Source organism: Pseudarthrobacter albicanus (genome assembly GCF_018224015.1).
Taxonomy (GTDB): Bacteria; Actinomycetota; Actinomycetes; order Actinomycetales; family Micrococcaceae; genus Arthrobacter; species Arthrobacter albicanus.
This window is the reverse complement of sequence record NZ_JAGPOT010000014.1, coordinates 29580-52983: the sequence shown is the minus strand read 5'-3', so window position 1 is coordinate 52983 and position 23404 is coordinate 29580. Positions and strand designations below refer to the sequence as shown.

20 protein-coding genes are annotated in these 23404 nt (G+C 65.2%); 3 read left to right on the top strand and 17 right to left on the bottom strand.

Annotation, left to right across the window (positions count from 1 at the left end; all coding sequences use genetic code 11):
- Nucleotides 1-19 precede the first annotated feature (19 nt).
- The 8 genes from J9611_RS05185 to J9611_RS05150 form a co-directional block, all read right to left on the bottom strand.
- Nucleotides 20-1501, bottom strand: coding sequence for an NAD-dependent succinate-semialdehyde dehydrogenase (locus J9611_RS05185; protein WP_211878303.1), 1482 nt, complete (start codon nucleotides 1499-1501; stop codon nucleotides 20-22).
- Between the two features lie 50 nt (nucleotides 1502-1551).
- Nucleotides 1552-3237, bottom strand: a complete 1686-nt coding sequence (locus J9611_RS05180; protein WP_211878301.1) for a thiamine pyrophosphate-dependent enzyme — start codon at nucleotides 3235-3237, stop codon at nucleotides 1552-1554.
- 307 nt (nucleotides 3238-3544) lie between these two features.
- Entirely contained in the window at nucleotides 3545-4873 is a 1329-nt protein-coding gene (locus J9611_RS05175) for an MFS transporter (protein ID WP_211878299.1), read from the bottom strand.
- A gap of 97 nt (nucleotides 4874-4970) precedes the next feature.
- A complete protein-coding gene (locus J9611_RS05170) occupies nucleotides 4971-5351 on the bottom strand; it encodes a RidA family protein (protein ID WP_211878297.1) in 381 nt (126 codons plus the stop codon).
- Nucleotides 5348-6088: a hypothetical protein gene (locus tag J9611_RS05165; RefSeq protein ID WP_211878295.1), complete on the bottom strand. Its 741-nt coding sequence runs from the start codon at nucleotides 6086-6088 to the stop codon at nucleotides 5348-5350. Before J9611_RS05165 ends, J9611_RS05170 begins: the two co-directional genes overlap by 4 nt.
- Nucleotides 6081-7073, bottom strand: a complete 993-nt coding sequence (locus tag J9611_RS05160) for a membrane dipeptidase (protein WP_211878293.1) — start codon at nucleotides 7071-7073, stop codon at nucleotides 6081-6083. Before J9611_RS05160 ends, J9611_RS05165 begins: the two co-directional genes overlap by 8 nt.
- Complete coding sequence (locus J9611_RS05155) at nucleotides 7070-8788, bottom strand: hypothetical protein (protein ID WP_246527396.1); 1719 nt, start codon at nucleotides 8786-8788, stop codon at nucleotides 7070-7072. The genes J9611_RS05160 and J9611_RS05155 overlap by 4 nt, the downstream gene beginning before the upstream one ends.
- A gap of 2 nt (nucleotides 8789-8790) precedes the next feature.
- Nucleotides 8791-10242: an aldehyde dehydrogenase family protein gene (locus J9611_RS05150; protein WP_211878291.1), complete on the bottom strand. Its 1452-nt coding sequence runs from the start codon at nucleotides 10240-10242 to the stop codon at nucleotides 8791-8793.
- Between the two features lie 128 nt (nucleotides 10243-10370).
- Here J9611_RS05150 and J9611_RS05145 point away from each other — a divergent pair, with 128 nt between their 5' ends.
- Nucleotides 10371-11270, top strand: a complete 900-nt coding sequence (locus J9611_RS05145) for a LysR family transcriptional regulator (RefSeq protein WP_211878288.1) — start codon at nucleotides 10371-10373, stop codon at nucleotides 11268-11270.
- A gap of 747 nt (nucleotides 11271-12017) precedes the next feature.
- On the opposite strand, the gene J9611_RS05140 is transcribed toward J9611_RS05145, so the two are convergent.
- The 9 genes from J9611_RS05140 to J9611_RS05100 form a co-directional block, all read right to left on the bottom strand.
- A complete protein-coding gene (locus J9611_RS05140) occupies nucleotides 12018-13739 on the bottom strand; it encodes a dihydroxy-acid dehydratase (protein WP_211878286.1) in 1722 nt (573 codons plus the stop codon).
- 66 nt (nucleotides 13740-13805) lie between these two features.
- Complete coding sequence (locus J9611_RS05135; protein WP_211878284.1) at nucleotides 13806-15407, bottom strand: aldehyde dehydrogenase (NADP(+)); 1602 nt, start codon at nucleotides 15405-15407, stop codon at nucleotides 13806-13808.
- Between the two features lie 132 nt (nucleotides 15408-15539).
- Nucleotides 15540-15803 carry a hypothetical protein gene (locus J9611_RS05130; RefSeq protein WP_211878282.1) on the bottom strand — a complete coding sequence of 88 codons (264 nt, stop codon included), beginning with the start codon at nucleotides 15801-15803 and terminating at the stop codon, nucleotides 15540-15542.
- 102 nt (nucleotides 15804-15905) lie between these two features.
- Nucleotides 15906-16337: an ester cyclase gene (locus J9611_RS05125; RefSeq protein ID WP_211878281.1), complete on the bottom strand. Its 432-nt coding sequence runs from the start codon at nucleotides 16335-16337 to the stop codon at nucleotides 15906-15908.
- A gap of 1 nt (nucleotide 16338) precedes the next feature.
- A complete protein-coding gene (locus J9611_RS05120; protein WP_211878279.1) occupies nucleotides 16339-16869 on the bottom strand; it encodes a flavin reductase family protein in 531 nt (176 codons plus the stop codon).
- An 80-nt stretch (nucleotides 16870-16949) separates the two neighbouring features.
- Nucleotides 16950-17303 carry a CBU_0592 family membrane protein gene (locus J9611_RS05115; RefSeq protein ID WP_211878277.1) on the bottom strand — a complete coding sequence of 118 codons (354 nt, stop codon included), beginning with the start codon at nucleotides 17301-17303 and terminating at the stop codon, nucleotides 16950-16952.
- Between the two features lie 53 nt (nucleotides 17304-17356).
- Entirely contained in the window at nucleotides 17357-17869 is a 513-nt protein-coding gene (locus J9611_RS05110) for a flavin reductase family protein (RefSeq protein WP_211878275.1), read from the bottom strand.
- Complete coding sequence (locus J9611_RS05105; protein ID WP_211878273.1) at nucleotides 17866-19194, bottom strand: flavin monoamine oxidase family protein; 1329 nt, start codon at nucleotides 19192-19194, stop codon at nucleotides 17866-17868. Before J9611_RS05105 ends, J9611_RS05110 begins: the two co-directional genes overlap by 4 nt.
- 38 nt (nucleotides 19195-19232) lie before the next feature.
- A complete protein-coding gene (locus tag J9611_RS05100) occupies nucleotides 19233-20642 on the bottom strand; it encodes an LLM class flavin-dependent oxidoreductase (protein ID WP_211878271.1) in 1410 nt (469 codons plus the stop codon).
- Between the two features lie 286 nt (nucleotides 20643-20928).
- Here J9611_RS05100 and J9611_RS05095 point away from each other — a divergent pair, with 286 nt between their 5' ends.
- Both J9611_RS05095 and J9611_RS05090 read left to right on the top strand, forming a co-directional pair.
- Nucleotides 20929-22284: an MFS transporter gene (locus J9611_RS05095; protein WP_307857021.1), complete on the top strand. Its 1356-nt coding sequence runs from the start codon at nucleotides 20929-20931 to the stop codon at nucleotides 22282-22284.
- Between the two features lie 283 nt (nucleotides 22285-22567).
- Nucleotides 22568-23359, top strand: a complete 792-nt coding sequence (locus J9611_RS05090; RefSeq protein WP_211878269.1) for an IclR family transcriptional regulator — start codon at nucleotides 22568-22570, stop codon at nucleotides 23357-23359.
- The last annotated feature ends 45 nt before the right edge of the window (nucleotides 23360-23404 follow it).

Sequence of the window (23404 nt, the reverse complement as noted above, 5' to 3'; positions counted from 1 at the left end):
TGTCCTGGTCCCGGGGGAGTTAGCCGGCGTAGGGGTTGTTGATGCCGATGTACTGGGTGTAGAGGTATTCCTCGATGCCCTCCAGGCCGCCTTCGCGGCCCAGACCGGACTGCTTGACCCCGCCGAACGGAGCGGCCGCGTTCGAGACCACACCGGCGTTCAGGCCCAGCATGCCGGTCTCGAGGCGTTCGCCCATCCGGATCCCCCGGTTCAGGTCCTTCGTGAAGACGTAGGCGACCAGGCCGTATTCGGTGTTGTTCGCGAGCCTGACGGCCTCATCCTCGGTGTCGAAGGTGATGATCGGGGCCACGGGGCCGAAGATTTCCTCTGACAGGATCCGGGTGCCCTCGGTGACGCCCTTGAGGAGGGTCGGCTGGTAGAAGTAGCCCGGGCCTTCGACGGCGGAGCCGCCGGTCACGGCCGTAGCGCCGGAGGCCACGGCGTCGGTGACGAGCTCGTGGACTTTGTCCCGGCTCTTCGCATCGATCAGCGGCCCTACCTTGGAGTCGGCCTCGGTGCCGCGGGCTGTGGTCATGCCGGCCATCTTCGCTGCGAACTTCTCCGCGAACTCGTCGGCGACGGACTCGTGGACGATGAACCGGTTGGCCGCGGTGCAGGCCTCGCCCATGTTCCGCAGCTTCGCCAGCATTGCCCCGGCGACGGCGGCATCGACGTCGGCGTCTTCGAACACGACGAACGGGGCGTTCCCACCCAGCTCCATCGAGGTCCGCAGCACGGTCTCAGAGGCATCCGCGAGCAGCCGGCGGCCGACCTCGGTGGAACCGGTGAAGGACAGCTTCCGGAGCCGGGAGTCCTTGATCAGCGGACCCGTCGTGGCACCGGCGGTGGACGTGGGGATCAGGTTCAGGACGCCGGCGGGCAGGCCGGCTTCCATCATGACGGCGGCGAACAGCTGTGAGGTCAGCGGGGTCAGGTTCGCGGACTTGAGCACCATCGTGCAGCCGGCGGCGACCGCCGGGGCGATTTTGCGGGTGGCCATCGCCAGGGGGAAGTTCCACGGCGTGATCAGCAGGCAGGGGCCCACCGGCTTCTTGGTCACCAGCAGCCGGGACTTCCCGTCGGGGGAGACGGAGTAGCGTCCGAACGCGCGGACGGCTTCCTCGGAGAACCAGCGCAGGAACTCCGCCCCGTAGGTGACCTCGCCGCGGGCCTCGGCCAGCGGCTTGCCCATCTCCAGGGTCATCAGCAGGGCGAAGTCCTCGGCGCGCTCGGTCACCAGCTCGAAGGCCCGGCGCAGGATCTCGCCGCGCTCACGGGCCGGGACTTTCGCCCAGGACTCCTGTGCTGCGGCGGCGGCGTCCAGGGCAGCGGCGCCGTCCTCGGGGCCGGCGTCGGCGATGCTCAGCAGCACCTTGCCCGTCGCCGGGTCCTCGATGTCGAAGGTCTTCCCGGACGCGGCCGGACGCCAATGGCCGTTGATCAGCAGGCCGGTCGGAACAGAGGCCAGCAGGGCTTTTTCTTCGTCAGGGGTGACGGGCATTCATTTTTCCATTCGTTCAGATGAATCCGGGGGACAGCTTGTGGATTTTCCTAGTAGGCCTTGACGCGTTGTTCGACGATGAGGTGGATGAGGGCGAAGACCTTGTCCTCATCGATGGCCTGCAGCGCCGCCGTGATGGCTGCAGGGACGTCCTGGTCGTTGTCGACTTTGATGCCGTAGCCGCCGAAGGCCCGGGCCATCAGGGCGAAGTCCGGGTTCTTGAGCTGGGTGCCGGAGACTCTGTCCGGGTAGTGGCGTTCCTGGTGGGTGCGGATGGTCCCGTATTCCTGGTTGTCCATGACGATCACCAGCGGGGTTGCGCCGTATTGGGCGGCGGTGGCGAGTTCCTGGCCGTTCATGAGGAATTCGCCGTCTCCGGCGATGGTGACCACGCGGCGGCCCGGGTAGGCCAGCGATGCTGCGATTGCGGAGGGGATGGAGTAGCCCATGGATCCGTTGCGGGCGCTGATCATCGAGGCGTAGCCCCGGGTGGGGAAGTACCGGTGGGCCCAGTTGGTGTGTTCGCCGGCGCCGAAGGTGACCATCGCGTCGTGGGGCAGGGTGGGTACGAGGTTGGCCATCAGGGTGTCCATCCGGGCCTGGCCGTCACCGGGGCCGGCCGGCGGGAGTGCGGCGAAGGATTCCTGTTCGGCACGCATTCGGGCGGTCCAGGCCTTCCATTCGGGCTTGACCTCGGGTTCGATCCTGGCCAGGTCCCGGATGAACCCGTCGGGTTTGGCGACGATCTGGCGTGAGACGGGTCCGGAGCGTCCGCGGAGGGAGGGGTCCATGGTGACGAGGAAGTTGGTTTTGTTCCAGTCCTGGCGGCAGAGGAACCCGTCGGTGATGACGTCGCCGGGGACGGTGCCGACGAAGACCAACAGGTCGGTCTCCTCCAACAGATCGTAGGTGGGCCGGGGCCGGCCGTAGCCGATCGGTCCGACATAGGAGGGGGAATCGAACGGGACGGTGCCTTCGGTGCGCCACTCGGCCGCGGCCGGGATGTGGTGTTGTTCCAGCCACCTGGTCAGCTGTTTAGCACCTTTCTGGGTCCAGTCGTTCCCTCCGGTCACGAACAAGGGCTTGGTCGAGGCGGCCAGAGCCGCGACGAGTGTTTCGGTGTCCGCGTTGGTCATTCCGCCGGTGGCGACGGGGATGGGCGGGTGCAGTTCCGGGGCGATCTGTTCGAGGATGACGTCTTCGGGGAGCCCGATGACGACCGGTCCGGGGCGTCCGCTCATCGCGGCGAAGAAGGCTTCTGCCACGATTTCTGAGGCGCGTTCGGCGTGGTCGAGGACCATGACGCGTTTGGCGCCGGTGTCGAACCAGGCCTTGATGTCGAATTCCTGGAAGGCTTCCCGGTCCCGGTGGGCGAAGGGTATGAGGCCGACGAAGAGCACCATGGGGGTGGAGTCCTGCCAAGCCGTGTGCAGCCCGACGTGGGCGTTTGCTGCGCCGGGTCCCCGGGTCACCATGGCGACACCTGGCAGCTGGTTCATCTTTCCGTCGGCTTCTGCCATGTAGCTGGCGCCGCCCTCGTGACGGCAGACGATGGTCTCGATCGGAGAGGTGTGCAGCCCGTCCAGGACATCGAGATAGCTCTCTCCGGGTACCACATGGGCGCGCCGGACCCCGTGGGCGAGAAGGGAATCGACAATGACGTGACCTGCGGACTTCCGCGCGCGGGCGCCCCCGGAAACAGGGACGGACTGTGGTGCGATGGCGGTCTGGGTCATCGTCCGCCCGCTTCCGGGTCGAGGGGCCCGGCCGCCGTGTCCTGATGGCTGCCCGCCCAGCGAGCGTGGCCGGCTGTCGGATGATCGGTGTTGCCGGATAACTTCATTGTTGTTTCCTTGTCTGCGTCTTGCGGGCTTGTCGGGCGGCTGCGGGGCGGTGGGGGACTTTATGGCCGGTGGATGGACCGGGAACCCTGCTGGCTGGCTTTCTTTCGGACACGGATGCGGTGGAGCCGCCGGACGCCGCGGCGGGAGCCCTCATCCCCGAAGGGACGGGTGCTCCCGCTGCGGTGGGTGGGTAGCGGTGTCAGGCGTGGAGGGCGGCTGCTTCTTCGAGGTTCTGGCCTTTGGTTTCGGGGGCCATGAAGTAGCTGGCTGCGGCTCCGAGGAGGGCGATGCCGGCGGCGATCCACATGGTGCCGGAGAGTCCGAGGTGGGTCAGGGCCAGCGGGGTGGCGAAGGTGCCGATGGCGGCGCCGATGCGGCTGGTGCCGGTGCACAGTCCGACGGCGGTGGCCCGGACTTTGGTGGGGAAGAGTTCGTTGGGGTAGATCCATTCCAGGATCGAGGGGCCGCCGTTGAAGATGGCGTAGAAGGCGAAGGCCAGTGCGATCAGGCCCAGGGGCGCGGTCGGGAAGAGCGCCAGGAACAGCAGCCCGACGCCGGAGAGGATGAAGCCCCAGATCAGGACGGGCCGGCGGCCGAGCTTGTCCACGACGAGGAGGGCGACGACGTTGCCGACGAGGAAGAAGAGGTTGATCAGGCCGTAGCCGATGTTGGCTTCGTCGCCGGACTGGAGGTTGAACAGGGCCAGGATCTGGGGTCCGAAGGCGTAGATGGAGAACAGGGTGACGATGGTGCAGGTCCAGAAGATGGAGATGAAGATGACCCGGTGCAGGTAGCCGCCGGTCAGGACCAGTTTGAAGGCCTGGGCGCTGCTGAGTTTGGCCGCGTTGGGGTCGTGGGCGGTGATGCCGTCCAGGGTGGCGCCTTCGCCGATGGTTTTCTTCAGGATGTCCAGGGCCTCCTGGTGGCGGCCTTTGCCGACGAGCCAGTGGGGGGATTCGGGGATGGTGGCCCGGGCGATGAGGATCAGGACGGCGGGCACGGCGGAGGAGAGCAGCATCCAGCGCCATCCGTCTTCGAAGGAGAGGAGCCAGTAGCCGACGAAGGCGGCGACGGTGGCGCCGACGAACCACATGGCGTTCAGCCCGCCGAGGAGCCGGGCACGCCAGGTGGCGGGGACGAATTCGGCGACCAGGGCGGTCGCGATGGGGTAGTCGGCTCCGACGGCGATGCCGATGAGCAGCCGCAGGACGAACAGCTGCCAGGGTTCCTGGACGAAGAACTGGGCGATGGAGAACACGATGATGGCCATGAGGTCGATCGTGTACATGAGCTTGCGCCCGATTTTGTCGGTGATGTTGCCGAAAACGAGCCCGCCGAGGAAGACACCGATCAGGGCGGAGGCGCCGATGAGACCGTTCCACCAGTCATTCATCTGCCAGGCCGGGATGACCTGGACCAGGGCGATGCCGATGATGGCCAGGATGTATCCGTCCAGGAACGGGCCCCCTGAGCTGAAGAGGGTGAGGCGTTTGTGGAAGGAGTTCAGCGGCGCTGAATCGATGGTCATTTGAGACGCAGGTGCTGCGTGGGAAAGCATGGTGGTTCCGATCTGGGAAGAGGGAAAGCGACGTTGGTAACCCAACAGATCCGTGGCCGTGGTCCGGTCAGGCTGTTACGGCTGCGACCGCATCGATCTCGATGCGTTTTTCGCCTCTGAACCGGGCCACCTCTACGGTGGTCCTGGGAGGCAGGGGGTGGCCGCTGAGCCTGGTGAGGTAAGCGGCGTTGTAGTCATCAAACTCGTCAAGGTCGGCCAGGAAGACCGTGAGCTTGAGCAGGTGGGACAGGCTGGACCCTGCTTCTGTGAGAGCGGCTTCGAGGTTGTCGAACGCCTGGGTCACCTGGCCTGCGATGTCGGCCGGGACGGTGCCGTCTGCCCGGGCCGGTATCTGCCCGCACAGGTAGATGATGCCGCCGGTTGCTGCGGAGGCGGAGTAGGGACGCGGTTTACCGTCGGTGAACTGGGTCCGGGCGATCGCGCTCATGCGTCCGGCACCAGGTACTTCCGGGACAGCCGGTACATGCTCTGCCATTGTTTCTCCCGCACTTTCAGCGCTTTGGGCGCGATGTTGGTTGTTTCCGGATCTGTGTTGACCGGTTCGGGCAGGACCATGACGACGGTGCTGTCCGCGTTGGTTTGGGGCAGGAGGGCCGTGACTGCCTCCGACGCCAGGGTCCGGGTGGCCGAAAGCACCCCGTCCTGGACGGTGAGGTAGTCTGTGGCGTCTCCGTCATCCGGTGCCGTCCCGGCATGGGCCGTGGCGATGACGATCCGGCGGCGCAGGGAAGCGGTATGCCTGAGCAGCAGGTCGTTCCAGAGAAGTCCCGGGATGCGGGGGGCCGGTGTGCGGGTCACGGATATCTCGCCGTCTTGGGTGTCGCTTGCGAGGTCGAGGAGTTGGAGGGCGGTCCGCAGGGGCGGCTGTCCGGCGGAGTCAAGCTCGCGCAGGGTGCCTCCCGCCCAGGACGCGTCCCTGGCGGCTGCCGGCCGGAGGGGTGTCGTCCAGTCCGCGTCCAGGAGTTGTTCGAGGAGGCGGAGGCCGGCGTGTTCTTCGGCTTCGGCGCGGAGGACTGCGAGGGCTCCTTCCTGGGCTTCGAGGGGGTCGGCGCCGGCGGCGCAGAGGGCACGGAAGGCCGCTTCTTTGATTTCGCGGGGCTGGACGTCGATGGTGCGGTCCGTCAGCTGGCGATCGGGGGCGTCTCCGGTGGTGGTGTCAGACATGCGCGTGTTCCTTTGTGGTGTCCATGACGTGGGTGAACAGCCGGGCCCAGTTGCCGCCCATTACGGCGGCGATGGTGTGGTCCGTGAGGCCTGCGGCTGCGAGGCCGTCGGTGAGCCGGGGGAAGTCCTGGGGGCCGGTGAACCAGTCCGGCCACAGGGGCCAGGTGGGAGTGTTCTGTGGGTCGGTGGGTTGCCAGCGGCCGTTGCGGAGCCAGCCGACGAATTCCTGGTCCCAGCCGCGGGTGCAGTCGCTGCCGATACCGACGCTGCCAGGACCATACTGGTCCACCATGCGCGCCACCATGGTGCAGAAGCTTTCGATGGTGACGTGTTCACCGCCGCTGACGGTGGGGTAGACGCAGCAGCCGATGACGCCGCCGCGGTCCACGAGGGGCTGGATGACGTCGTGGGGTTTGTTCCGCGGGGTGTCAAAGAACCAGAGCGGGTTGGAGTGGGTGACGGAGACCGGCACCGAGGACGCTTCGATGGCGTCGCGGCTGGTCCGGTATCCGACGTGGGAGAGGTCGATGAGCATGCCGACCCGGTTCATCTCTTCCACTATCACCCGCCCGTAGCGGGTCAGGCCGGCATCGTCGGCTTCGAAGCAGCCGCTGCCGATCAGATTCTGGTTGTTGTAGGTCAGCTGGGCGATCCGGACGCCGAGCCGGTGGAAGAGCTCAACGTAACGGTAGTCGTCTTCAAACGGGCTGCCGTTCTGGAACCCCAGGAACACGGCGATCCTGTTTTGCTGCTTCGCGGCGTCGATGTCTGCCCCGGTGGCGGCGAGGAACACCAGGTCCGGGTTGTGGTTGACGAGGTCCAGCCACTGACCGACGGACCGGAGGGTGTCCGCGGCGTTTTCCCAGACAGCGCAGGTCGCGTTGACCGCGCTGACGCCGCCGGTACGCAGTTCCTCCAGGACGGGGCGGCTCCAGTTGCTGATCTGCAGCCCGTCCACGACGGTCAGCTGCTCGTGCAGGCTCATTGTTCCGGCCCCTTCGGCGCCGTCGGGAAGAGCCAGTCGTCCTCGTCCGTCCCGTGGTTGATATCCACCGCGCGGGGGGCCCCGCTGAACAACGTCACGCGCAGCCAGTCCGTGGACTGTGGACTGAAGTTGTTCATCCCGTAACTGGCCAGCTGGAAGCGCTGGGTACTCAGGGGCAGGAACTCGGTGTCGATGAGGTTGTCCTGCAGCTCCCCGTAGAGGTAAGGCCGGGTCTGCTGGACCCGGGCCGCGGCGAAGCGGTGGCCGGGGTGTGCCAGGAGGAAGTCCGCGATGCTGCGGTGGGCCGGGAACCGCTCGAGGTCCGTGGCGAGGGCGTTGATGCGGCGGGCGATGTCTGTGCAGTGCTCGGCCGCGCCCGCGGCCCGGGCCGTGCGCAGTGCACGGCGGGGTTCTTCGTTGGCTGCGGAGGAGAACCAGTAATAGCCCGTCCGCTCCGGATCGGTGAAGTCGTAGCCGCGGGCCCAGGCGTAGTTGGTCTCCAGTAACTGCTTCAGTTCCCAGCAGCGCATGGCCGCGTCGAACGGCGCGGCGCCGTCAACTCTGAGCAGGGACTCGGCGTCCTCGTCGAAGTCGGTACGGAGTTCGATGACGATGGAGGCAAAGATCCCCCGGGCCTCCGGGCTGAGGCTGGCTGCCCTGTCGTGGAGGCGTGCCAGGACCGGCGCGGGTTCCGTCGCGGAGGCCGTGTGGGTCTGCAGCTCGCTCAGGAGTTGCTGCAGCTGGGGCCGGATCGCGTCGGTGGGCAGGAACGGGGCGGTGTGGAGGGCGTGTTTTTCTTCAAGGTGGCGGTCAGCCTTGACGAGGAGTTCCGCGACGCGGGAAAGGTCCGGGTGCCCGGGGGCGTAGTCCCGGCCGAGGCCGGCGGCGAGGGGAGTTTCCCGCAGCCGGCACCAGGCGTCCAGGTAGTCCGGGTGGTTGATCACGAACGGGACCATGCCCAGCCCGGTGGCGTTGCCCAGTCCCAGGTATTTGCCCCACTCCGGGTCCAGGGGGACCGCGGTGGTGCCGGCCGCCGTGGCTTTTGCGCGGGCGACGTGTTCCACCATGTCCATGCTCAGTTCACGCAGCAGCCAGGCGGTGAGCATCTGGGACCGGTAGGGGACGGCAAGCGGGTGGTCCGCGGGGATATCCGCGAATTCCTTGAGCCCGAATTTTCCGTTGCCGTAGAACGCGGTGCTGCGGATCAGGTACGGGCTGGGGCCGATGAAGTCGACGTCGGGCTGGACCCCGGAGGCCAAACAGCCGCTGACGTAGTCAAAGAAGCGTGCGCTGCGGTTCGCCCGGGTCAGGATGATGGTGTCCGGGTCGACACGGCCGCGTTCCTGGACGGGGACATTGAGCCGCAGTTCGGCTTCGCGCTCCGGTGTGAGGTCTCCTTCGATGAGTGCCGCGGTAACGTCCCAGGCATCGGCGATGACCCGGTCGGTGCGTTCGCTTTCCTCCAGGGTGCGGCAGAAAGCGATGAAAGTCAGCTGCCGGCCTTCGGCGTCGACGGTGTAGACGGCAGTGCCCCGGGCATCGGCGTCCAGATCCAGGCGGGTCCTGGACACGGCCCATCCCTGGGCCGCGGCGCGGCGGAGCATGGTGCGGGCAAAGCTGTGCCGGGTGGCCCAGGCGCCGTTCATGTCGGTACCAGAGAGCACTTCCTCCGGGGTCCGGAGCCCGTGTGCGGTTCGTTCGTCCTGAAGTGTCATGATCATGCCTTCGCTGGTGCCAGACGGAGATATGCGGTCTTTTCGTGGGTAAAGAAGGCCGCGGCGACGGTACTGTTCTGTTCCCGGGGGCCGGCAAAGGTTGAATCCTTCATCCCGCCGAACGGGGCGTGCAGTTCGGACCCGGTCGAGGGAGCGTTGACCTTCACGAGGCCGGCGTCCAGGTAGGTCACGCACTGCCGGGCGGCGCGCTCGTCGCTGGTGAACACCGCGGCCGTGAGGCCGAAGTCGGTGTTGTTCGCCAACGCGATGGCTTCCTCCAGGGTGGCTGCGCGGAGAATGGTGACCACGGGCCCGAAGACCTCTTCGCGGCAGATTGTCATCGATGCAGGCCCGGTCAGTACGGTCGGCCGGACGTAGTATCCCTCCGCGGCGGGCGCGGGGGCCTGGGCAAGAATTTCCCCGCCTTCGGTGATGGCCGTCTCGATCGCTGCGGTGATTTCATCGCGGGCGGAGGCGGAAACCACGGGGCCGATCTGCACCGACGGGTCGGTGCCGGGGCCCAGGACAAGGGCTGCGACCTTCTCCTTTACCTTGGCCAGGAACGCCTCGTGGCCGTCGCCGACCAGAATGATCCGGCGGGTGGCCGTGCACTTCTGGCCGGTGGAACCCATCGCGGCGTTGACGGCGCTGGACGCGGCCAGTTCGACGTCGGCGTCGGGCAGGACGAGGGTCGCGTTGTGTCCGCCGAGTTCCATCTGCAGTTTCGCGCCCCGTCCACAGACAATCCCGCGGATGTGGTGGCCCACCGGAACGGATCCGGTAAACGTCACGCCCGCCACGGACGGATGGGAAACGAGTTCAGAGCCCAGCGGACCCGGGCCAAGGAGCAGGTTCGCGACGCCGGCCGGAACACCGGCCGCGGCCAGGATGTCCATCAGCAGGACCGATACTCCGGGGGTGTTGCTGGCGGACTTCCAGACCACCGTGTTGCCATGCAGCAGTGCAGGGGCGATTTTCCAGGCGGGGATCTGCAGCGGGAAGTTCCACGGGGTGATCACACCGACGATGCCCAGCGGGCGCCGGACGGTGAGGATCCGCTCCTCGGGGTGGCTGGAAGGGTATTCGGTGCCGACAGGGTTCCTGGCAGAGCCCGCGTGGTAGTCGAACGTGTCGGCGGAGGCGTCGACTTCCAGCCGGGACTCCGCCAGGGTCTTGCCGTGCTCGGCCGTCATGACGCGGGCTATCTCCTCGGCCCGTTCCCGGATCAGTGCCGCCGCCGCCGACAGAATCCGGCCCCGGGCCAGAATCCCCAGCCTGTCCCATGCCGGAGCGGCGTCAGTGGCCGACTGGATCGCCCGGGACAGCTCCGCGGAGCCGGCCTGGTGATACGTTGTGACCGCTTCCTCCGGTGCCGACGGGTTGAACCGGGACGTCGTGTTCCCGGTTCCTTCAACCCAACTGCCGTTGATGAAGCTGCTGACGGGCTTGGTCATGACGGGCATTCTCGAACCTCTTAGTGTTTGTTGATCTGTGACTGTCCTCACGATCAACGGTAGACCGGCAAAGCCATCTGCTGAAGTATCTATTTGACGAGAATCAATATGCGTTTAGTCTTGTTCTCATGAACCTTCGTCGCCTGGAGCTTTTCGTCGCAGTGGCTGAAGAACTGCACTTTAACCGTGCCGCCGAGCGGCTGCACATGGCCCAGCCACCACTGAGCCAGCAGATCCGCAAACTCGAGGAGGAATGCAAGACCCAGCTGTTCGTGCGCAACTCCCGCAACGTGCAGCTCACCGCCGACGGACAACTGCTCCTGGCGCACGCACGCAAAGTCCTCAGCCAGTACGGGGCCATGACCGCGGCCCTCCGGCAGGCCCGCGACGGCGAAATCGGCAAGCTCCGTCTCGGTTTCGTCTCCTCGGCAGCCATTTCGGCTCTTCCACCAGTGGTGCGGGAACTCCGGTCCCAATGGCCCGGCATCGACCTCGAACTTCGCGAGGAAACCACCGACGCCCAGATCGACCTCATCACCGCCGGCGCCCTGGATGCCGGAATCGCCCGGGAAGTCCGGACCGTGCCGGGCCTGGGCACCACGCTGCTGCAAAACGAGCGCCTCGTCGTGGCCGTCCCGACAGACCACCCTCTGGCGGCCCGGACCTCGGTCGGGCTTGGCGAACTGAAGGGGGAGAGGTTCATTGCCTTCCCGCGGGACCGGATCTCCCGGCTTTTCGACCACATCGCCGCACTGCTTCACGCCGCCGACGTCGACTTCGACCTCGCCCAGCAAGCCGTCCAGTTCCCCACCATCCTCGGGCTGGTCGCCGCCCACCTCGGCATCGCGGTCGTCCCCGAATCCCTCCGCGCCTTCGCCATCCCCGGCCTTGCCTACCTCGACATCCAGGACACCAGCGCCATCTCCCGCGTCAGCCTGATCTACAGCAACGACATGACTGACTCAGCCCTGGTCGCCAAAGTCAGGGACGCCTGCCGGCAAACCATGGGAGAGCCGGGGTCCGGCTAGCAGAACGCTGGTTAGAGGAACTGCTAGAACTTCCCGGTGACCACGCGATCAGACGATCCCGGCCAGGCGGGTGATTACTCGAAGTTCCTGAAAGAGGCGTTGACGGTGGCCAGGGTTGGCGGCGGCGAAGGCCCGTTCCCTTCCAGGCCGGGCCTTGGCCGATAAAGCGTGCTTAACCCGGGCGAACAGGGAAATTCTTCGTCGGCGCGGAATCCAGGCAATCGTTGACGAGCGATCCGGACAGGAAGCCAACCGTGGGCGACGAGGCAGCAAGGCGGCACGCCCGTCGGTCTGGACAAGGATGGCTACGCACGCCGGGGAGGAACTGGAAGCCCGGCAGAAAGGTGTGCACCATTGGGGATTCCCATACGGAACGGAATGGACGTGCAGACTACTACTGAAAATGACAATTTGAGGAACGTGAGGACGGCTGCGTTTCGTCCTGTCAAAGGATCCCTTGCTGAGATCGCCAATGGGCGAATGTCGTGACTCGAGCGGACCGCAGACGACTGCTGACGGTGGTTCAGGCTGGCGCAGGCGGCTTCCGAAGAAAATGCAGTTAGTGCACAGGACTGTTGACATCGGTGTGACAGAATCGGCTCCCGGATGATCAACCATCAGGACCATGAGATTATCCTTCTATTGCAGCTATTGCAGCTATTGCAGCTATTGCAGCTATTGCAGCTATTGCAGCTATTGCAGCTATTGCAGCTATTGCAGCTATTGCAGCTATTGCAGCTATTGCAGCTATTGCAGAAAGTCCAGGTCTGCTCCTTGCGACGCTTGGAGAACACTGGTCGCATGGAGCCGTTGCCAGCCGCGTTCGGGGAGTGGCCGGGAAGTAAAATCGGCCTTTCGTCGGTCGAGTTCCGCCTGCTCAACCAAAAGGTCCACTACACGGTTGGGCACGTCGAGGCGGATCTTGTCCCCGTCGCGTATGAGTGCTAGCGGACCACCCGCAGCTGCCTCCGGGGCGCAGTGCAAGACAATAGTTCCGTAGGCTGTTCCACTCATGCGCCCGTCGGAGATCCTTACCATGTCCCTGACGCCTTCCCTGGCGAGGTATTGAGGAATCGGAATCGCCCCGGCTTCGGGCATCCCGGCACCGACGGGACCGATATTGCGCAGGACCAAGACGTGGTCCGCGGTCAGGCCCAATGTCTCGTCATCGAGCCGTTCGGCCAGGTCTTGGAGGGAGTCGAATACGCAAGCTGTTCCTTCGTGGACTAGGAGATGCTTTGACGCGGCGGCCGCCTTGATGACGGCGCCTCCAGGAGCTAGGGACCCGGTCAGGGTAACCAGCGAACCTGTCGGTCCCAGCGGATGACTGAGGGTGCGGATGGTCTCTTGCCATATTTGGGGTGGTGATTGGTCCTGCAGGGATTCGCGCATGCTTTCACCGGTGATGGTCAGGGCGTTCAGGTCAAGCAGGGGTTCCAGGGTTTTGAGGAGGGCCGGTACTCCGCCGTCGCGGTGCATGTCCGGCAGGTAATTGCTGCCAGCAGGCTTGCAGTCGGTCAGGTGCGGGACCTGGGAGAAGATGTTGTGGAACTCATCTAGGTCGATCCGGATATTCAGGCGCCGGGCGATGGCTGTCAGGTGGATGATGGCGTTGGTGGATCCGGCGATTGCTGCGAGCACTGTGATTGCGTTGTGGAATGCCCCTGCCGTCATCACGTGCGAGGGCCGCCGGTCAGCTGCTCCGATTTCCACGGCCCGCCGACCGGTTTGAACCGCCAGTCTCAACCGTTGCGAAGACACAGCGGGAGCTGTGCCGGCGAAAGGGAGCGACATGCCCAGGGCCTCCGCCAAGCAGGCCATCGTGGAGGCCGTGCCCATCACCATGCAGGTACCTGCGGTCGGGGCGAGTTCCTGGTTCACTTCCACCACGGACGCCTCGTCGATTTGTCCGCCCCGGTAATCCGTCCAGATCCGCCGACAGTCGGTGCATGCGCCGAGGCGTTCTCCTTTGTACGATCCAACGGACATGGGGCCCACCACCAGGGCGATGGCCGGGACATCTGCGCTGGCGGCGGCCATCAGTTCGGCCGGCACCGTCTTGTCGCATCCGCCCAGCAGAACTACCGAGTCCATGGGCTGGGCGCGGATTTGTTCTTCCAATTCCATAGCCATGAGGTTTCGAAAGAGCATGGTGGTTGGGCTGGTCAGTATTTCGCCCAGGGACATGACAGGGAACACGAATGGCAGGCCCCCGGCTTCGAGGACGCCGCGTTTGACGTGTTCAATCAGCTGGGGCATGTCCCGGTGGCAGGTTGTGTAATCAGACGCGGTGTTGACGATGCCGACAATGGGGCGGCTCAGGTCCTCGGTATCGAGCCCGGCTGAGGAAAGGAAGGCACGGCGCAGGAACCGGCTGAAGCCGGGGTCACCGTAGTTCGTCAGTTTACGGTCCACGCCTTCGGCGTTGTCATTGACTTTCACTGGCTGCGCCTTTGTCTGTTCACTCATGGTGGGTAGAAAAGCCCCGCTTAGCGGCCACGCCGGTAAGTGATAGCCGGCGGGGCGGCGGTCATATCAGAGGGTGGCGTGTGTTTTTTCGGCCGTCTCTGTCACGCCGTCGAGTTGGCGGTTCAGGTGCCAGGGGTTGTCGTCCTGAAGCGGTGCCGGAAGCAGTTCTTGGGGCAGGTTCTGGTACGCGACCGGCCGCAAGAAGCGGTTGATCGCCAGAGTACCGACGGAGGTGGTTTTCGTGTCCGACGTTGCCGGGAACGGGCCGCCGTGAACCATGGCGTGGCCCACTTCGACGCCGGTGGGCCAGCCGTTGACGATGATGCGCCCCACCTTCTGTTCGAGTGCGGGAAGCAGCTGCGCCGCCATTGGGTGGTCCTCGTCGGTGAGCTGCAGGGAAGCGGTGAGCTGGCCTTCGAGCCGGTTGGTTGCCTCGACCAGTTCCGCGACGTTCGAGTAGCGGATCACCAGGGACGCGGCACCGAAGATCTCGGCGTGAAGCACTTGGTTGCCGACAAAGTCCGCGATCTCGGTCCCAAAGATGGTGGGGGCCGGCGCGTTTTCGGTGGGACCGGCCTTGCCCTGGCCGACGACGGTTACGTTCTCGGCGGAACCGAGCGCTGTGGCGCCGGCGTTCCAGGACGCGGCGATGCCTCCGGTCAGCATGGTCTGGCCAGCGCAGGCGGAGACTGCACTTCCGACTGCGGCAGCGAGTTTGTCCCCTGCCTCACCGGCCGGGGCGAAGAGCAGGCCGGGAGAGGTGCAGAGCTGTCCGGAGCTGCCGGTGACTGCGGCGACGTACTGCTGCGCCAGTGCGTCCACGTTGCCTTTGAGGGCGCCGGGGAAGACGAAGACCGGGTTGAGTGAGGACATTTCCGCATAAACCGGGATGGGCTCGGGCCGGCCCGCCGCCGTGCGCATCAGCGCGATCCCGGCTGCCTGGGAGCCGGTGAAGCCCACGGCTTTGATGGCCGGGTCAGCGACGAGGGCCTGACCGATGCTGGCCCCTGGTCCGTAGACGAGGGAGAAGACGCCGGGGTGCAGTCCTGTGTCCCGGGCGGCTTTGGCGATGGCCTGGCCAACGAGCTCTCCGGTGCCGGGGTGGGCGTTGTGGGCTTTGAAAACGACGGGGCAGCCGGCTGCGAGGGCCGATGCGGTGTCTCCTCCGGCCGTAGAGAAAGCAAGGGGAAAGTTGCTGGCACCGAACACGGCGACCGGTCCGAGGGGAATCTGGCGCTGGCGGATGTCGGCCCGGGCCATTGGCGTGCGCTCCGGCAACGCGCGGTCTATGCGGACGCCGCGGAAATCGCCTTGGCGGACCACGGCAGCGAAGAGGCGCAGCTGCCCCGTGGTGCGGGCTCGCTCTCCCTGCAGGCGGGCCGCGGGCAGGCCGGTCTCTTGGCCCGCGCGGATGATCAGTTCCTCTCCGATGGACTCGATGTTCCCGGCGATGGCTTCCAGGAATCCGGCATGTGTCTCGGGATCAAGGGTGCTCAAGGACGGGTAGGCCTCAGCTGCGGCGGCGGTTGCTGCTTTCAGCTGCTCCTCGGTGAGCAGCGTGTAAGCGGGGTCGAGTTGTTCGTTCGTGGCGGGGTTGATGCCCAAGATGGTTCCGTTGACGCCGGCTACAATCTGCCCGGCGATGAGTGAGTGTCCGGTGAGTGTCATGGTGGTGCTCCTGTGAATCTGGGCAGTAGTTTTGCCGGGTGATTGTCCGAACCGCGGGCGAAATTCCGACCGCGGGGTTCGGACCAGGTCGGGCTCAGGCCGCGTGGGTGCAGCGGTGCGGTGGCGAAAGGATTAAGGACGTTCGTCGCGGGCACGTTTTTGGACGGTCAGGCCTTCGCTCTGGAGGATCATTTTCCGGCCCCACCCATTGTTTTGGAGGAGCCAGAAGACGGTCCCGTCCAGGGCGCGCATGTCGATCCGTCCGGAGGCAATGACCTGGCCGTTAAGGCGCACGTCCACCTCGTCGTCACGGTGGAGGTCGGTCCAGTCACGGACCGGTTCGGGTGTGCGGAACGGTTGCCGGGACCGTTGAAGCGGTCGGTGGTTGGTACCCATGGTGCTGTCCTTGCTGTTGCCGATAACGCGCCCTGCCCCGAAAGGCCCCGTTCGTTCCTGTCTGTCGTTGATGTTGATATGGTCGGGCCGCGCGAGGGGGGGTCAGGCCTTCTTGGCGAGCCCGCCGGGCCCGAGGTGCCAGATTCCCAGTGCGGTGAGGAGTTCCCGGGGGTCCCAGATCACCGATTCTTCGGCCAGCAGCCCGGCTTCGAAGCGGAGGAAGGAGGCGCCGGAGACGGTGATGCTGCGTCCGGTGGCCGGAACATCCATGAACGGGCCCTGATGGGTTCCTGTGCTTTCCCAGTGGATGGCGGCGATGGGACCGTCTTCGACGATGTGGATAATCCGGGTGGAGAAGTCGGGAAAGGCCTCGTGGGTGGCTTCTATGGTTTTCCGGAGCTGGCTGAAGTCTTCCGAGCCGGATTTGGATCGTCGGACATAGTCCGGTGAGATGAGCTTTTCGAAGGCCGCGATGTCGCCGCGGCCCCAGGCGAGGTCCCAGGCCTGGAGGATGGTTTCTTGTCGTGTGGTCATGCTACTTCTCCTTGGCTGTTGCCGTGACGGGGGCCGGATGGCCCAGGTACTGGCCGAATGCGCCGCCCTTGAACAGGAGCGCGTCGCCGGTTCCTTCCTCCATGGCGCTGATGGCGCCGATGACCATGTAGTGGTCACCGACAGCGACTTCGGCTGTGACGGCACAGTCGATCCAGGCCGAGGCGCCCTCGAGCCGGGGCGTTCCGAGGGGGCCGGTGGCGTACGGCAGGTTCTCGAACTTCTTCGGACCCTTTCGCGAGAGTGCCCTGCACACCTCCACCTGGCCCTCGGAGAGGATATTGGCGGTGAAGTTTTGCAGGTTACGCAGTTTTGGCCAGGTGGAGGAGGACTTGTCCACGCAGAACATGACCAGGGGCGGGTCCAGGGACAGTGACTGGAAGGTGCCCACGATCAGTCCGAGCTGGTCGTCTTCATCGTTGACCCCGGTGATCGCAACGACCCCGGTGGGCAGCCGGCCGAGCACCTTGCGGTAGTGCGCCGGGGTGATCTCGGTGGGTGCAGTTATCTCCATGGCAGTCTTCCTTTTTAGTGCGGTGCCGGAGCTGGGGTTCTGAGGGGGAACCGGCCGGCGGGTGGATGTTCAGTTGTGCTTTACCGGATGTCCTGTACCGCGGTTGCTTCCTCACAGATGACTTCCGGGCCCGGTGGCGGGATGAGTTCGTCGCCGAGATCCACCCCGGCCGTTGCTGGTCGGGGCCCGTCCTGATGCTGGCGTTTCAGGCGGCTCAGTGCCCAGATCGCAATACCGCACCAGATGAGGTTCACAGTGGCCGATGGCCAGGCCGCGTGGTAGATGCCATTGAGGAGCATGGCCACGGCACCTGCCAGATTGGCTGCCTGGAACAGGTAGCCGTTGCCGATCCGGTGCATCGAAAACAACAGATAGGCAGACGTAACAATCAGGGCACCGAGCCAACCCATAACCTCGATGGCTGTACCGATCATGCCGGTCCCCCTTCGTCAGTGTCTCGTGGCGGAGGCTGGACCGCAGATGCTGCTCACGCTGCTTGGCTCTCCCGGAAGCCGCCGAGGCGGCCGCCGTGAAAGACCAGGGGTTCTCCCTTGCTGGCGGTCATTTCCAGCACCGCCGCAATGATGATGAGGTGGTCTCCTGCGACGATTTCCTGTTCGACCCGGCAATCGATCCACCCGAGTGAGCCTTCAATGTGGGGGGTTCCGTAGCCTGACGCGTACCAGTTAAGGGAGCCGAACTTGTCCTCCCCCCGGCTGGAGAGTGCTGCGCAGACGGGCTGCTGTCCCTCGGCAAGAAGGTTCACGCTGAACTGGCCGGCGCGGGCGATCCTGGGCCAGCTGGTGGAGGTGTGCGTGACACTGAACGTCACCAGTGCCGGTTCCAGGGACAGGGACTGGAATGAGCCGACGATCAATCCGCTGGGTGCGCCCGTGTCGGGGTCGGTTGCGCAGACGGCCGCGACGCCGGTCGGCAGGTGGCGCATGACGGCACGAAAGTGCGCCGGGTCAATGGGCCGGAGGGCGGCGCTGGTGTTCATGGCTGCCCCTGGAGAACCGGTACGGGGACCCGCGCCTGCAGGCCGGTGTGGATGTTGCGTGCGGCCCTGGTGCCGCTTTCGATGGCTCCGTCGATGAAGCCGGCCCAGATGTTGGCGTAGTCGCCGCTGGCGAAGTGCAGGACGCCTTCGCTGGCCTGCTGCGCGTGGAGGTATTTTGTCAGTTGTCCGGGCTGCTGGATGAGCCAGGTTTCTTCCGAGAGGGGGTCGGACATCCAGTCGTGTCCGGTGACTTCCAGGACTTCTAGGTCATCACGCCAGACTTTCAGGGCGTCGGCGACCGCGTCACGGTCGTTGACATCGATCCTGGCCGCGTCGGCCCCGAACGCGACGAGGACGGCGTCATCGGTTCCAAGGTATTCGGTGCGGACCACCGAGAGGGGATGGTGCTGGGAGGAGTAGGCAAAGAAAGGCTTAATCGGACCGCGGACACGTATCCACACCTTGACGCCTCGGGAGGCCGCCTTTTCAAGGCTGGGGGTGATCTTCCCGGCCGACAGGGCCGGGGTGATGTCCAATTTGTGGAGCAGGTTCTGCGGGACGGTGACGACGACCCGCTTGGCGTGGATTTCGAGGCCGCCGCCGTAGGTGACTGTTGCTCCGTCGGGTGTGTGGTGGATGGAGCTGACGGGGGCCTGGGTGCGGATGTCTGCCTCGGAGTCGTCGGCGATGGCGCCGACGAGTGCCTGGGTGCCCTCGGTGAGGCGGTAGATCGCGGAGGCCTCGTGCATCAGGTGCCAGGAGCCGGCCGTTGCCGCGGTCCAGCGCATGGCGTTGGTGTAGGCGCAGTGGACCAGGGGTGCGTTGAAGTGCCCGACCCAGGCGGCCTCGTTGGCGTTCTTTTCGTCCTCGCCCAGGTCCAGCTCGTCCAGCATTTCCTGAAGGTTGAACTGGTCCACTTCCGCGATCCCGGGTACGGACAGCGGGGTGTCGGGCCGGGGAATCCATTTCATCGTGTCTTCAAGCAGCCGGGTCATGCCTGGGTTGATCAGGGTCATGAAGTCTTCCAGGTTTCCGCGGCGTACCTCGTTCCCGGCCAGCCAGTAGGTTTCCTCGGACCGGGGTCCGCGGGTCACGGCCAGCCCGTAGCGGGTTACCTCGGCCCAGGAATGCGGCTGGACCCAGTGCAGCCAGGTGCCCCCCATTTCCAGGTTCCGTCCCAGCCGGTGGTCGGTCCAGGTGCGACCGCCGATCCGGTCCCTGGCTTCGAGGACGACGACCTGGTGCCCGTGCCGGGTTAGTTCACGCGCTGTGATGAGTCCGGCGATACCGGCTCCGATGACCACGATGTCTGTTGTTTCACTCATCTGTCTGTCTCTCCTGCAGTTTTGCTGGTCGTGGCCGGTCAGGCCGGGCCGTTGGCGGCGGACAGGTGCCGGGCGCGGTGTCCGGTGGCGGGGTGGCCCTCCAGTGTGTGGCGGTGTCCGGTACCGTTGAGCTTTTCCCGCAATGTCAGCGGCCGCTGGTCCTCGGCACGGATGCCGGAGACGAGTTCCTGGCGGCGCAGCTCGGGCAGTGCGAGCTCGATGAACTGCTCCCAGCCGCCGGGCTTGGTGGTGTAGCTGAGGTTGATGCCGTCGATGTCACCGACATCGCGCCAGCGCCGAAGTTCAGCGGCGACGGTTTCGGGGGAACCCACGATCGTGGATCCGGTCCCGCCGATGGCGAGGAAGTCCGCGACCTGCCGCGGCGTCCATTCCCGGTCCGGGTCCGCTTTGGAGAACATGTCAACAATCGACTGGATGCCGCGGGTCTCGATGGACTTCAGCGGCATGTCCAGGTCATAGGCCGAGAGGTCAATGCCGGTCCAGCCACCGAACCGGGCCAGCGCGCCTTCGATGGTGGTGTTCTTCCGGTATTCCTGGTGCTTTGCCTCGGCCTCTTCGTCAGTCGCAGCGACAATGACGGTAATCAGGGCGACAACCTTGATGCTGTCCGGATCGCGCCCCGCGTCGACGGCGGCCTGCCGGATCTTCTGGACGCTGCGCCCGGCCTGTTCAGCGGAGGTGGTATTGATAAAGACCGATTCGGCGTGTTTCCCGGCAAAACTCATGCCCTTGGGTGAGGCCCCGGCCTGGAACAGCACCGGGGTGCGCTGCGGGGAGGGCTCGCAGAGGTGGAAACCCGGAACGGAGAAGTACTTCCCGGAATGCTCGATCGGATGGACCCTGGACGGGTCCACGTAAACGGCTGATTCGCGGTCCATGACGACGGCATCTTCGTCGAAGGAGGACTCCCAGAGCTTGTAGCAGACCTCCATGTACTCATCCGCCAGGTCGTAGCGTTCGTCGTGGGTCAGCTGCTGCGTGTAGCCGAGGTTGCGGGCCGCAGATTCCGAATAGGACGTCACGATGTTCCAGCCGACACGCCCGGCGGTGAGGTGGTCCAGGGTGCTGAACTTCCGGGCCATGAGATAGGGCTGTTCGTAGGTCAGCGAACACGTCACCCCAAAGGTGAGGTGCCTGGTCACGGCGGCCATGCCGCTGATCAGCAGCGTCGGATCGTTGACCGGGAACTGGGCCGCGTCCCGCAGGGCACCATCTGCGGTTCCCTCATAAACGTCGTGGTATCCGATCGTGTCGGCGAAGAAGATCCCGTCGAAATGCGCATCTTCGAGCATCCTGGCGACATCCGTCCAGTAGCTCAGATCGGTGTAGCGGTGGCCCTGGTCCCCCTCGTTGCGCCATGACCCGGAGGTCAGGTGGGCAGGAGCGAGGATGTCGAAGGCAAAAAGACTCAAGGGCTTGTTTTTCATATCAGCGGCACTTCCTTGTCCCGGTACGGTCGCCGGAGCGACATGAACATCATCCGTTCACATAATGAACGTCTCGTTCAAATTTATTTGTTATCTGAATCACTGTCAAGGGGTGCATCAAATTCGGGTCTTGTGACGACAACCTCTTGACGGGGGCTGTGGTGCGTGTCATATTTTTGATCACCGCGTTCGCTTATTGAACGTCCGTCGTGTGGCCGGACCGCCGCATCCATCATTCCGCCCGATACCGGGCCGCCGTATCCTGAACGAAGACAAGGAAGTCACCGTGAACCCACCTACCGCGAAGCAGACTGAACCGGCAATGCGCCCGCCCGCCACGCCCGATCCGGGGAAGCGCCGCTTCCTCTACAAACTCAGCGGCGTCATCGCCGGCGGCATGTTCATCGACGGTTTCATCCTGGGCGGAATCGGCCTGGTCATGCCCGCCCTCACTGCGGATCTCGGCCTCTCTTTCGCCTGGCAGGGCCTGATCGGCGCCTCGGCGCTGATCGGAATCTTCCTCGGCGGCCCGCTGGGCGGGTACCTGGCGGACAAGATCGGGCGCAAGCCGATGTTCACCATTGACCTGGCTATCTTCCTCGCAGGCTCCGCCGCCCAGTTCTTCGTCGCCGAGGCCTGGCAGCTGTTTGTCATCAGGCTGGTCATGGGCATGGCGATCGGCGCGGACTACGCCATCGGCTGGCCACTGCTGGCCGAATTCTCCCCGGCCCGGATGCGCGGAAAGCTCCTGGCCTTCCAGGAAGTCGCCTGGTACATCGGCTACCTGGTCTCCTATGCCGTCGGCTACTACATGTCCTCCGTATTCACCGCCGACTGGCGCATCATCCTGGGCATGAGCACCGTTCCTTCGCTCATTGTGTTCCTGCTGCGGCTGGGCACTCCGGAATCCCCCCGCTGGCTGATGAGCAAGGGCCGGGTCCAGGAAGGGCTCGCCATCGCCGAAAAGTACATGGAAGAGGCCGAAGTGCTGGACGTGACGAACGAGGTGCGCGGAAGCACCAGCGTCTGGCGGCTGTTCTCCCCCCAATACCGCAAAGCCACGGCCTTTGTCTGCATCTACTGGGTCTGCAACGTCACCCCGTACTTCGCCATTGCCACATTTGCCCCCATCGTCCTGGAAAGCACTGGCATTGAAGACGGGCTGACCGGGGCTCTGGCCTTGAACGGCGTCGTGGTCGCCGGGGCCCTGACCTCCATGTTCCTCATCGAAAAAGTCGGCCGCCGCAAACTCGCCATCCCGCCGATGTGGATCGGCGCCGGAGCCCTGATCATCATCGGCCTGTTCGCCCACGTCTCCCCGATCATCATCCTGGCCTGCTTCATCATCTTCTCCTTCGCCAACGCCGTCTCCACCGCACTGACCGGCGTCTACCCGGGAGAAGTCTTTCCCACCGAAATCCGCGGCGCCGGCGTAGGCTTCGCCACTGCTGTCTCCCGGGTCGGCGCCGCCGCCGGCACCTTCCTTCTCCCGCTGTCCATCAGCGGCCTGGGCATCGGAACAACCATGCTCTTCGCCGCCGGCATCTGCGTCATCGGGGCGCTGGTCTCCCAACGGCTCGCCCCCGAAACAAAGGGCCTGAGCCTGAACGCGGCCTCCGCCCCCGCCTCGGCCTCCGTATGAGCGCGTAACCGGCCCGGGCACTCCGCCGCCTTTCCGGCTGACGAACGGGACGGGGCCCCTGCCACACGGCAGGGGCCCCGTCCCGTTCGTCAGCCGGATGCGCATCACCGCAGCTTGGGGCGATGCCCGGGTACGGAAGCAGCGCCGGGCACGAAAGGCTGTCCCCGCGCTGAACGCGGTGTTCAAAAAGAACGCAGGTCATAGGATGGATGCAACACGTCGGCGGCCCGGGGTCCGGAGCAACACCGCCGGAACAACTGCGTCGAGGGGAAAAGACGAGGACATGAACGCTGAAGCACAGACAGATCCGCAACCGCAGGAAACCCCGGACCTGACCAATAAATCCGTCATCAAGGCAACCGTCCTGCTGCGCGAACTCGGGCGCCACCGGCGCGGGATTACCGTCACCGAACTCTCCCAGGCCGTAGGCATGACGCGCCCCACCGCGTTCCGGCTGCTGCTGAGCCTTGAACAGACCGGCTTCGTTGACCGGATCGACAACCGATACCTGCTCGGATGGGAAGTGGCCCGTCTGGGACGACTGGCGGACCCGCACACCGGCCTGGTGGCCCGCATCCAGCCGGCCCTGAATGAACTCGCCGCTGAACTGAACGAAACCATCGGCTTCGCGGTGGTCACCGGTGAACTGGACTTTGACATGATCGCCGAAGCCAACGGCTCGCGCATGCTCAACGTTTCCCAGGAATACATCGGCCACCGGTATCCGCTCCATGCCAGTGCCAGCGGGAAAATTATTCTCGCCGAGCTCACGGACGACCGAGTAACCGCTGTCCTGCCCGAAAAACTCGAAGCATACACGCGCCAAACAATCACCAATCGTGCCGAGCTCACCGTTGAACTGCACGATGTCCGGCGCCAGGGCTATTCCACGTTGGACAACGAACTCGAGGAGGGGCTGTTCGCCGTCGGCTGCCCCGTCAGAGACGTCACGGGCCAGCTCATCGGGATTTTGACTGTCAACGGACCCATCCAGCGCATGAAAACCGGGCGGCTGCCCGCCATCGTCGACCGGATGAAAGAAGCCGCAAACACGGTCTGCAGGTCCATGATCTAGGGCCCCAGGCCCGTCGGCAGCGTCCGCCGCAGACACAGCCCCGTG

What these genes read in the sequence shown, in the direction of transcription:
- J9611_RS05185 (WP_211878303.1), bottom strand. Translation starts at nt 1,501, where the DNA reads ATGCCCGTCACCCCTGACGAAGAAAAAGCCCTGCTGGCCTCTGTTCCG.
- J9611_RS05180 (WP_211878301.1), bottom strand. Translation starts at nt 3,237, where the DNA reads ATGACCCAGACCGCCATCGCACCACAGTCCGTCCCTGTTTCCGGGGGC.
- J9611_RS05175 (WP_211878299.1), bottom strand. Translation starts at nt 4,873, where the DNA reads ATGACCATCGATTCAGCGCCGCTGAACTCCTTCCACAAACGCCTCACC.
- J9611_RS05170 (WP_211878297.1), bottom strand. Translation starts at nt 5,351, where the DNA reads ATGAGCGCGATCGCCCGGACCCAGTTCACCGACGGTAAACCGCGTCCC.
- J9611_RS05165 (WP_211878295.1), bottom strand. Translation starts at nt 6,088, where the DNA reads ATGTCTGACACCACCACCGGAGACGCCCCCGATCGCCAGCTGACGGAC.
- J9611_RS05160 (WP_211878293.1), bottom strand. Translation starts at nt 7,073, where the DNA reads ATGAGCCTGCACGAGCAGCTGACCGTCGTGGACGGGCTGCAGATCAGC.
- J9611_RS05155 (WP_246527396.1), bottom strand. Translation starts at nt 8,788, where the DNA reads ATGACACTTCAGGACGAACGAACCGCACACGGGCTCCGGACCCCGGAG.
- J9611_RS05150 (WP_211878291.1), bottom strand. Translation starts at nt 10,242, where the DNA reads ATGACCAAGCCCGTCAGCAGCTTCATCAACGGCAGTTGGGTTGAAGGA.
- J9611_RS05145 (WP_211878288.1), top strand. Translation starts at nt 10,371, where the DNA reads ATGAACCTTCGTCGCCTGGAGCTTTTCGTCGCAGTGGCTGAAGAACTG.
- J9611_RS05140 (WP_211878286.1), bottom strand. Translation starts at nt 13,739, where the DNA reads ATGAGTGAACAGACAAAGGCGCAGCCAGTGAAAGTCAATGACAACGCC.
- J9611_RS05135 (WP_211878284.1), bottom strand. Translation starts at nt 15,407, where the DNA reads ATGACACTCACCGGACACTCACTCATCGCCGGGCAGATTGTAGCCGGC.
- J9611_RS05130 (WP_211878282.1), bottom strand. Translation starts at nt 15,803, where the DNA reads ATGGGTACCAACCACCGACCGCTTCAACGGTCCCGGCAACCGTTCCGC.
- J9611_RS05125 (WP_211878281.1), bottom strand. Translation starts at nt 16,337, where the DNA reads ATGACCACACGACAAGAAACCATCCTCCAGGCCTGGGACCTCGCCTGG.
- J9611_RS05120 (WP_211878279.1), bottom strand. Translation starts at nt 16,869, where the DNA reads ATGGAGATAACTGCACCCACCGAGATCACCCCGGCGCACTACCGCAAG.
- J9611_RS05115 (WP_211878277.1), bottom strand. Translation starts at nt 17,303, where the DNA reads ATGATCGGTACAGCCATCGAGGTTATGGGTTGGCTCGGTGCCCTGATT.
- J9611_RS05110 (WP_211878275.1), bottom strand. Translation starts at nt 17,869, where the DNA reads ATGAACACCAGCGCCGCCCTCCGGCCCATTGACCCGGCGCACTTTCGT.
- J9611_RS05105 (WP_211878273.1), bottom strand. Translation starts at nt 19,194, where the DNA reads ATGAGTGAAACAACAGACATCGTGGTCATCGGAGCCGGTATCGCCGGA.
- J9611_RS05100 (WP_211878271.1), bottom strand. Translation starts at nt 20,642, where the DNA reads ATGAAAAACAAGCCCTTGAGTCTTTTTGCCTTCGACATCCTCGCTCCT.
- J9611_RS05090 (WP_211878269.1), top strand. Translation starts at nt 22,568, where the DNA reads ATGAACGCTGAAGCACAGACAGATCCGCAACCGCAGGAAACCCCGGAC.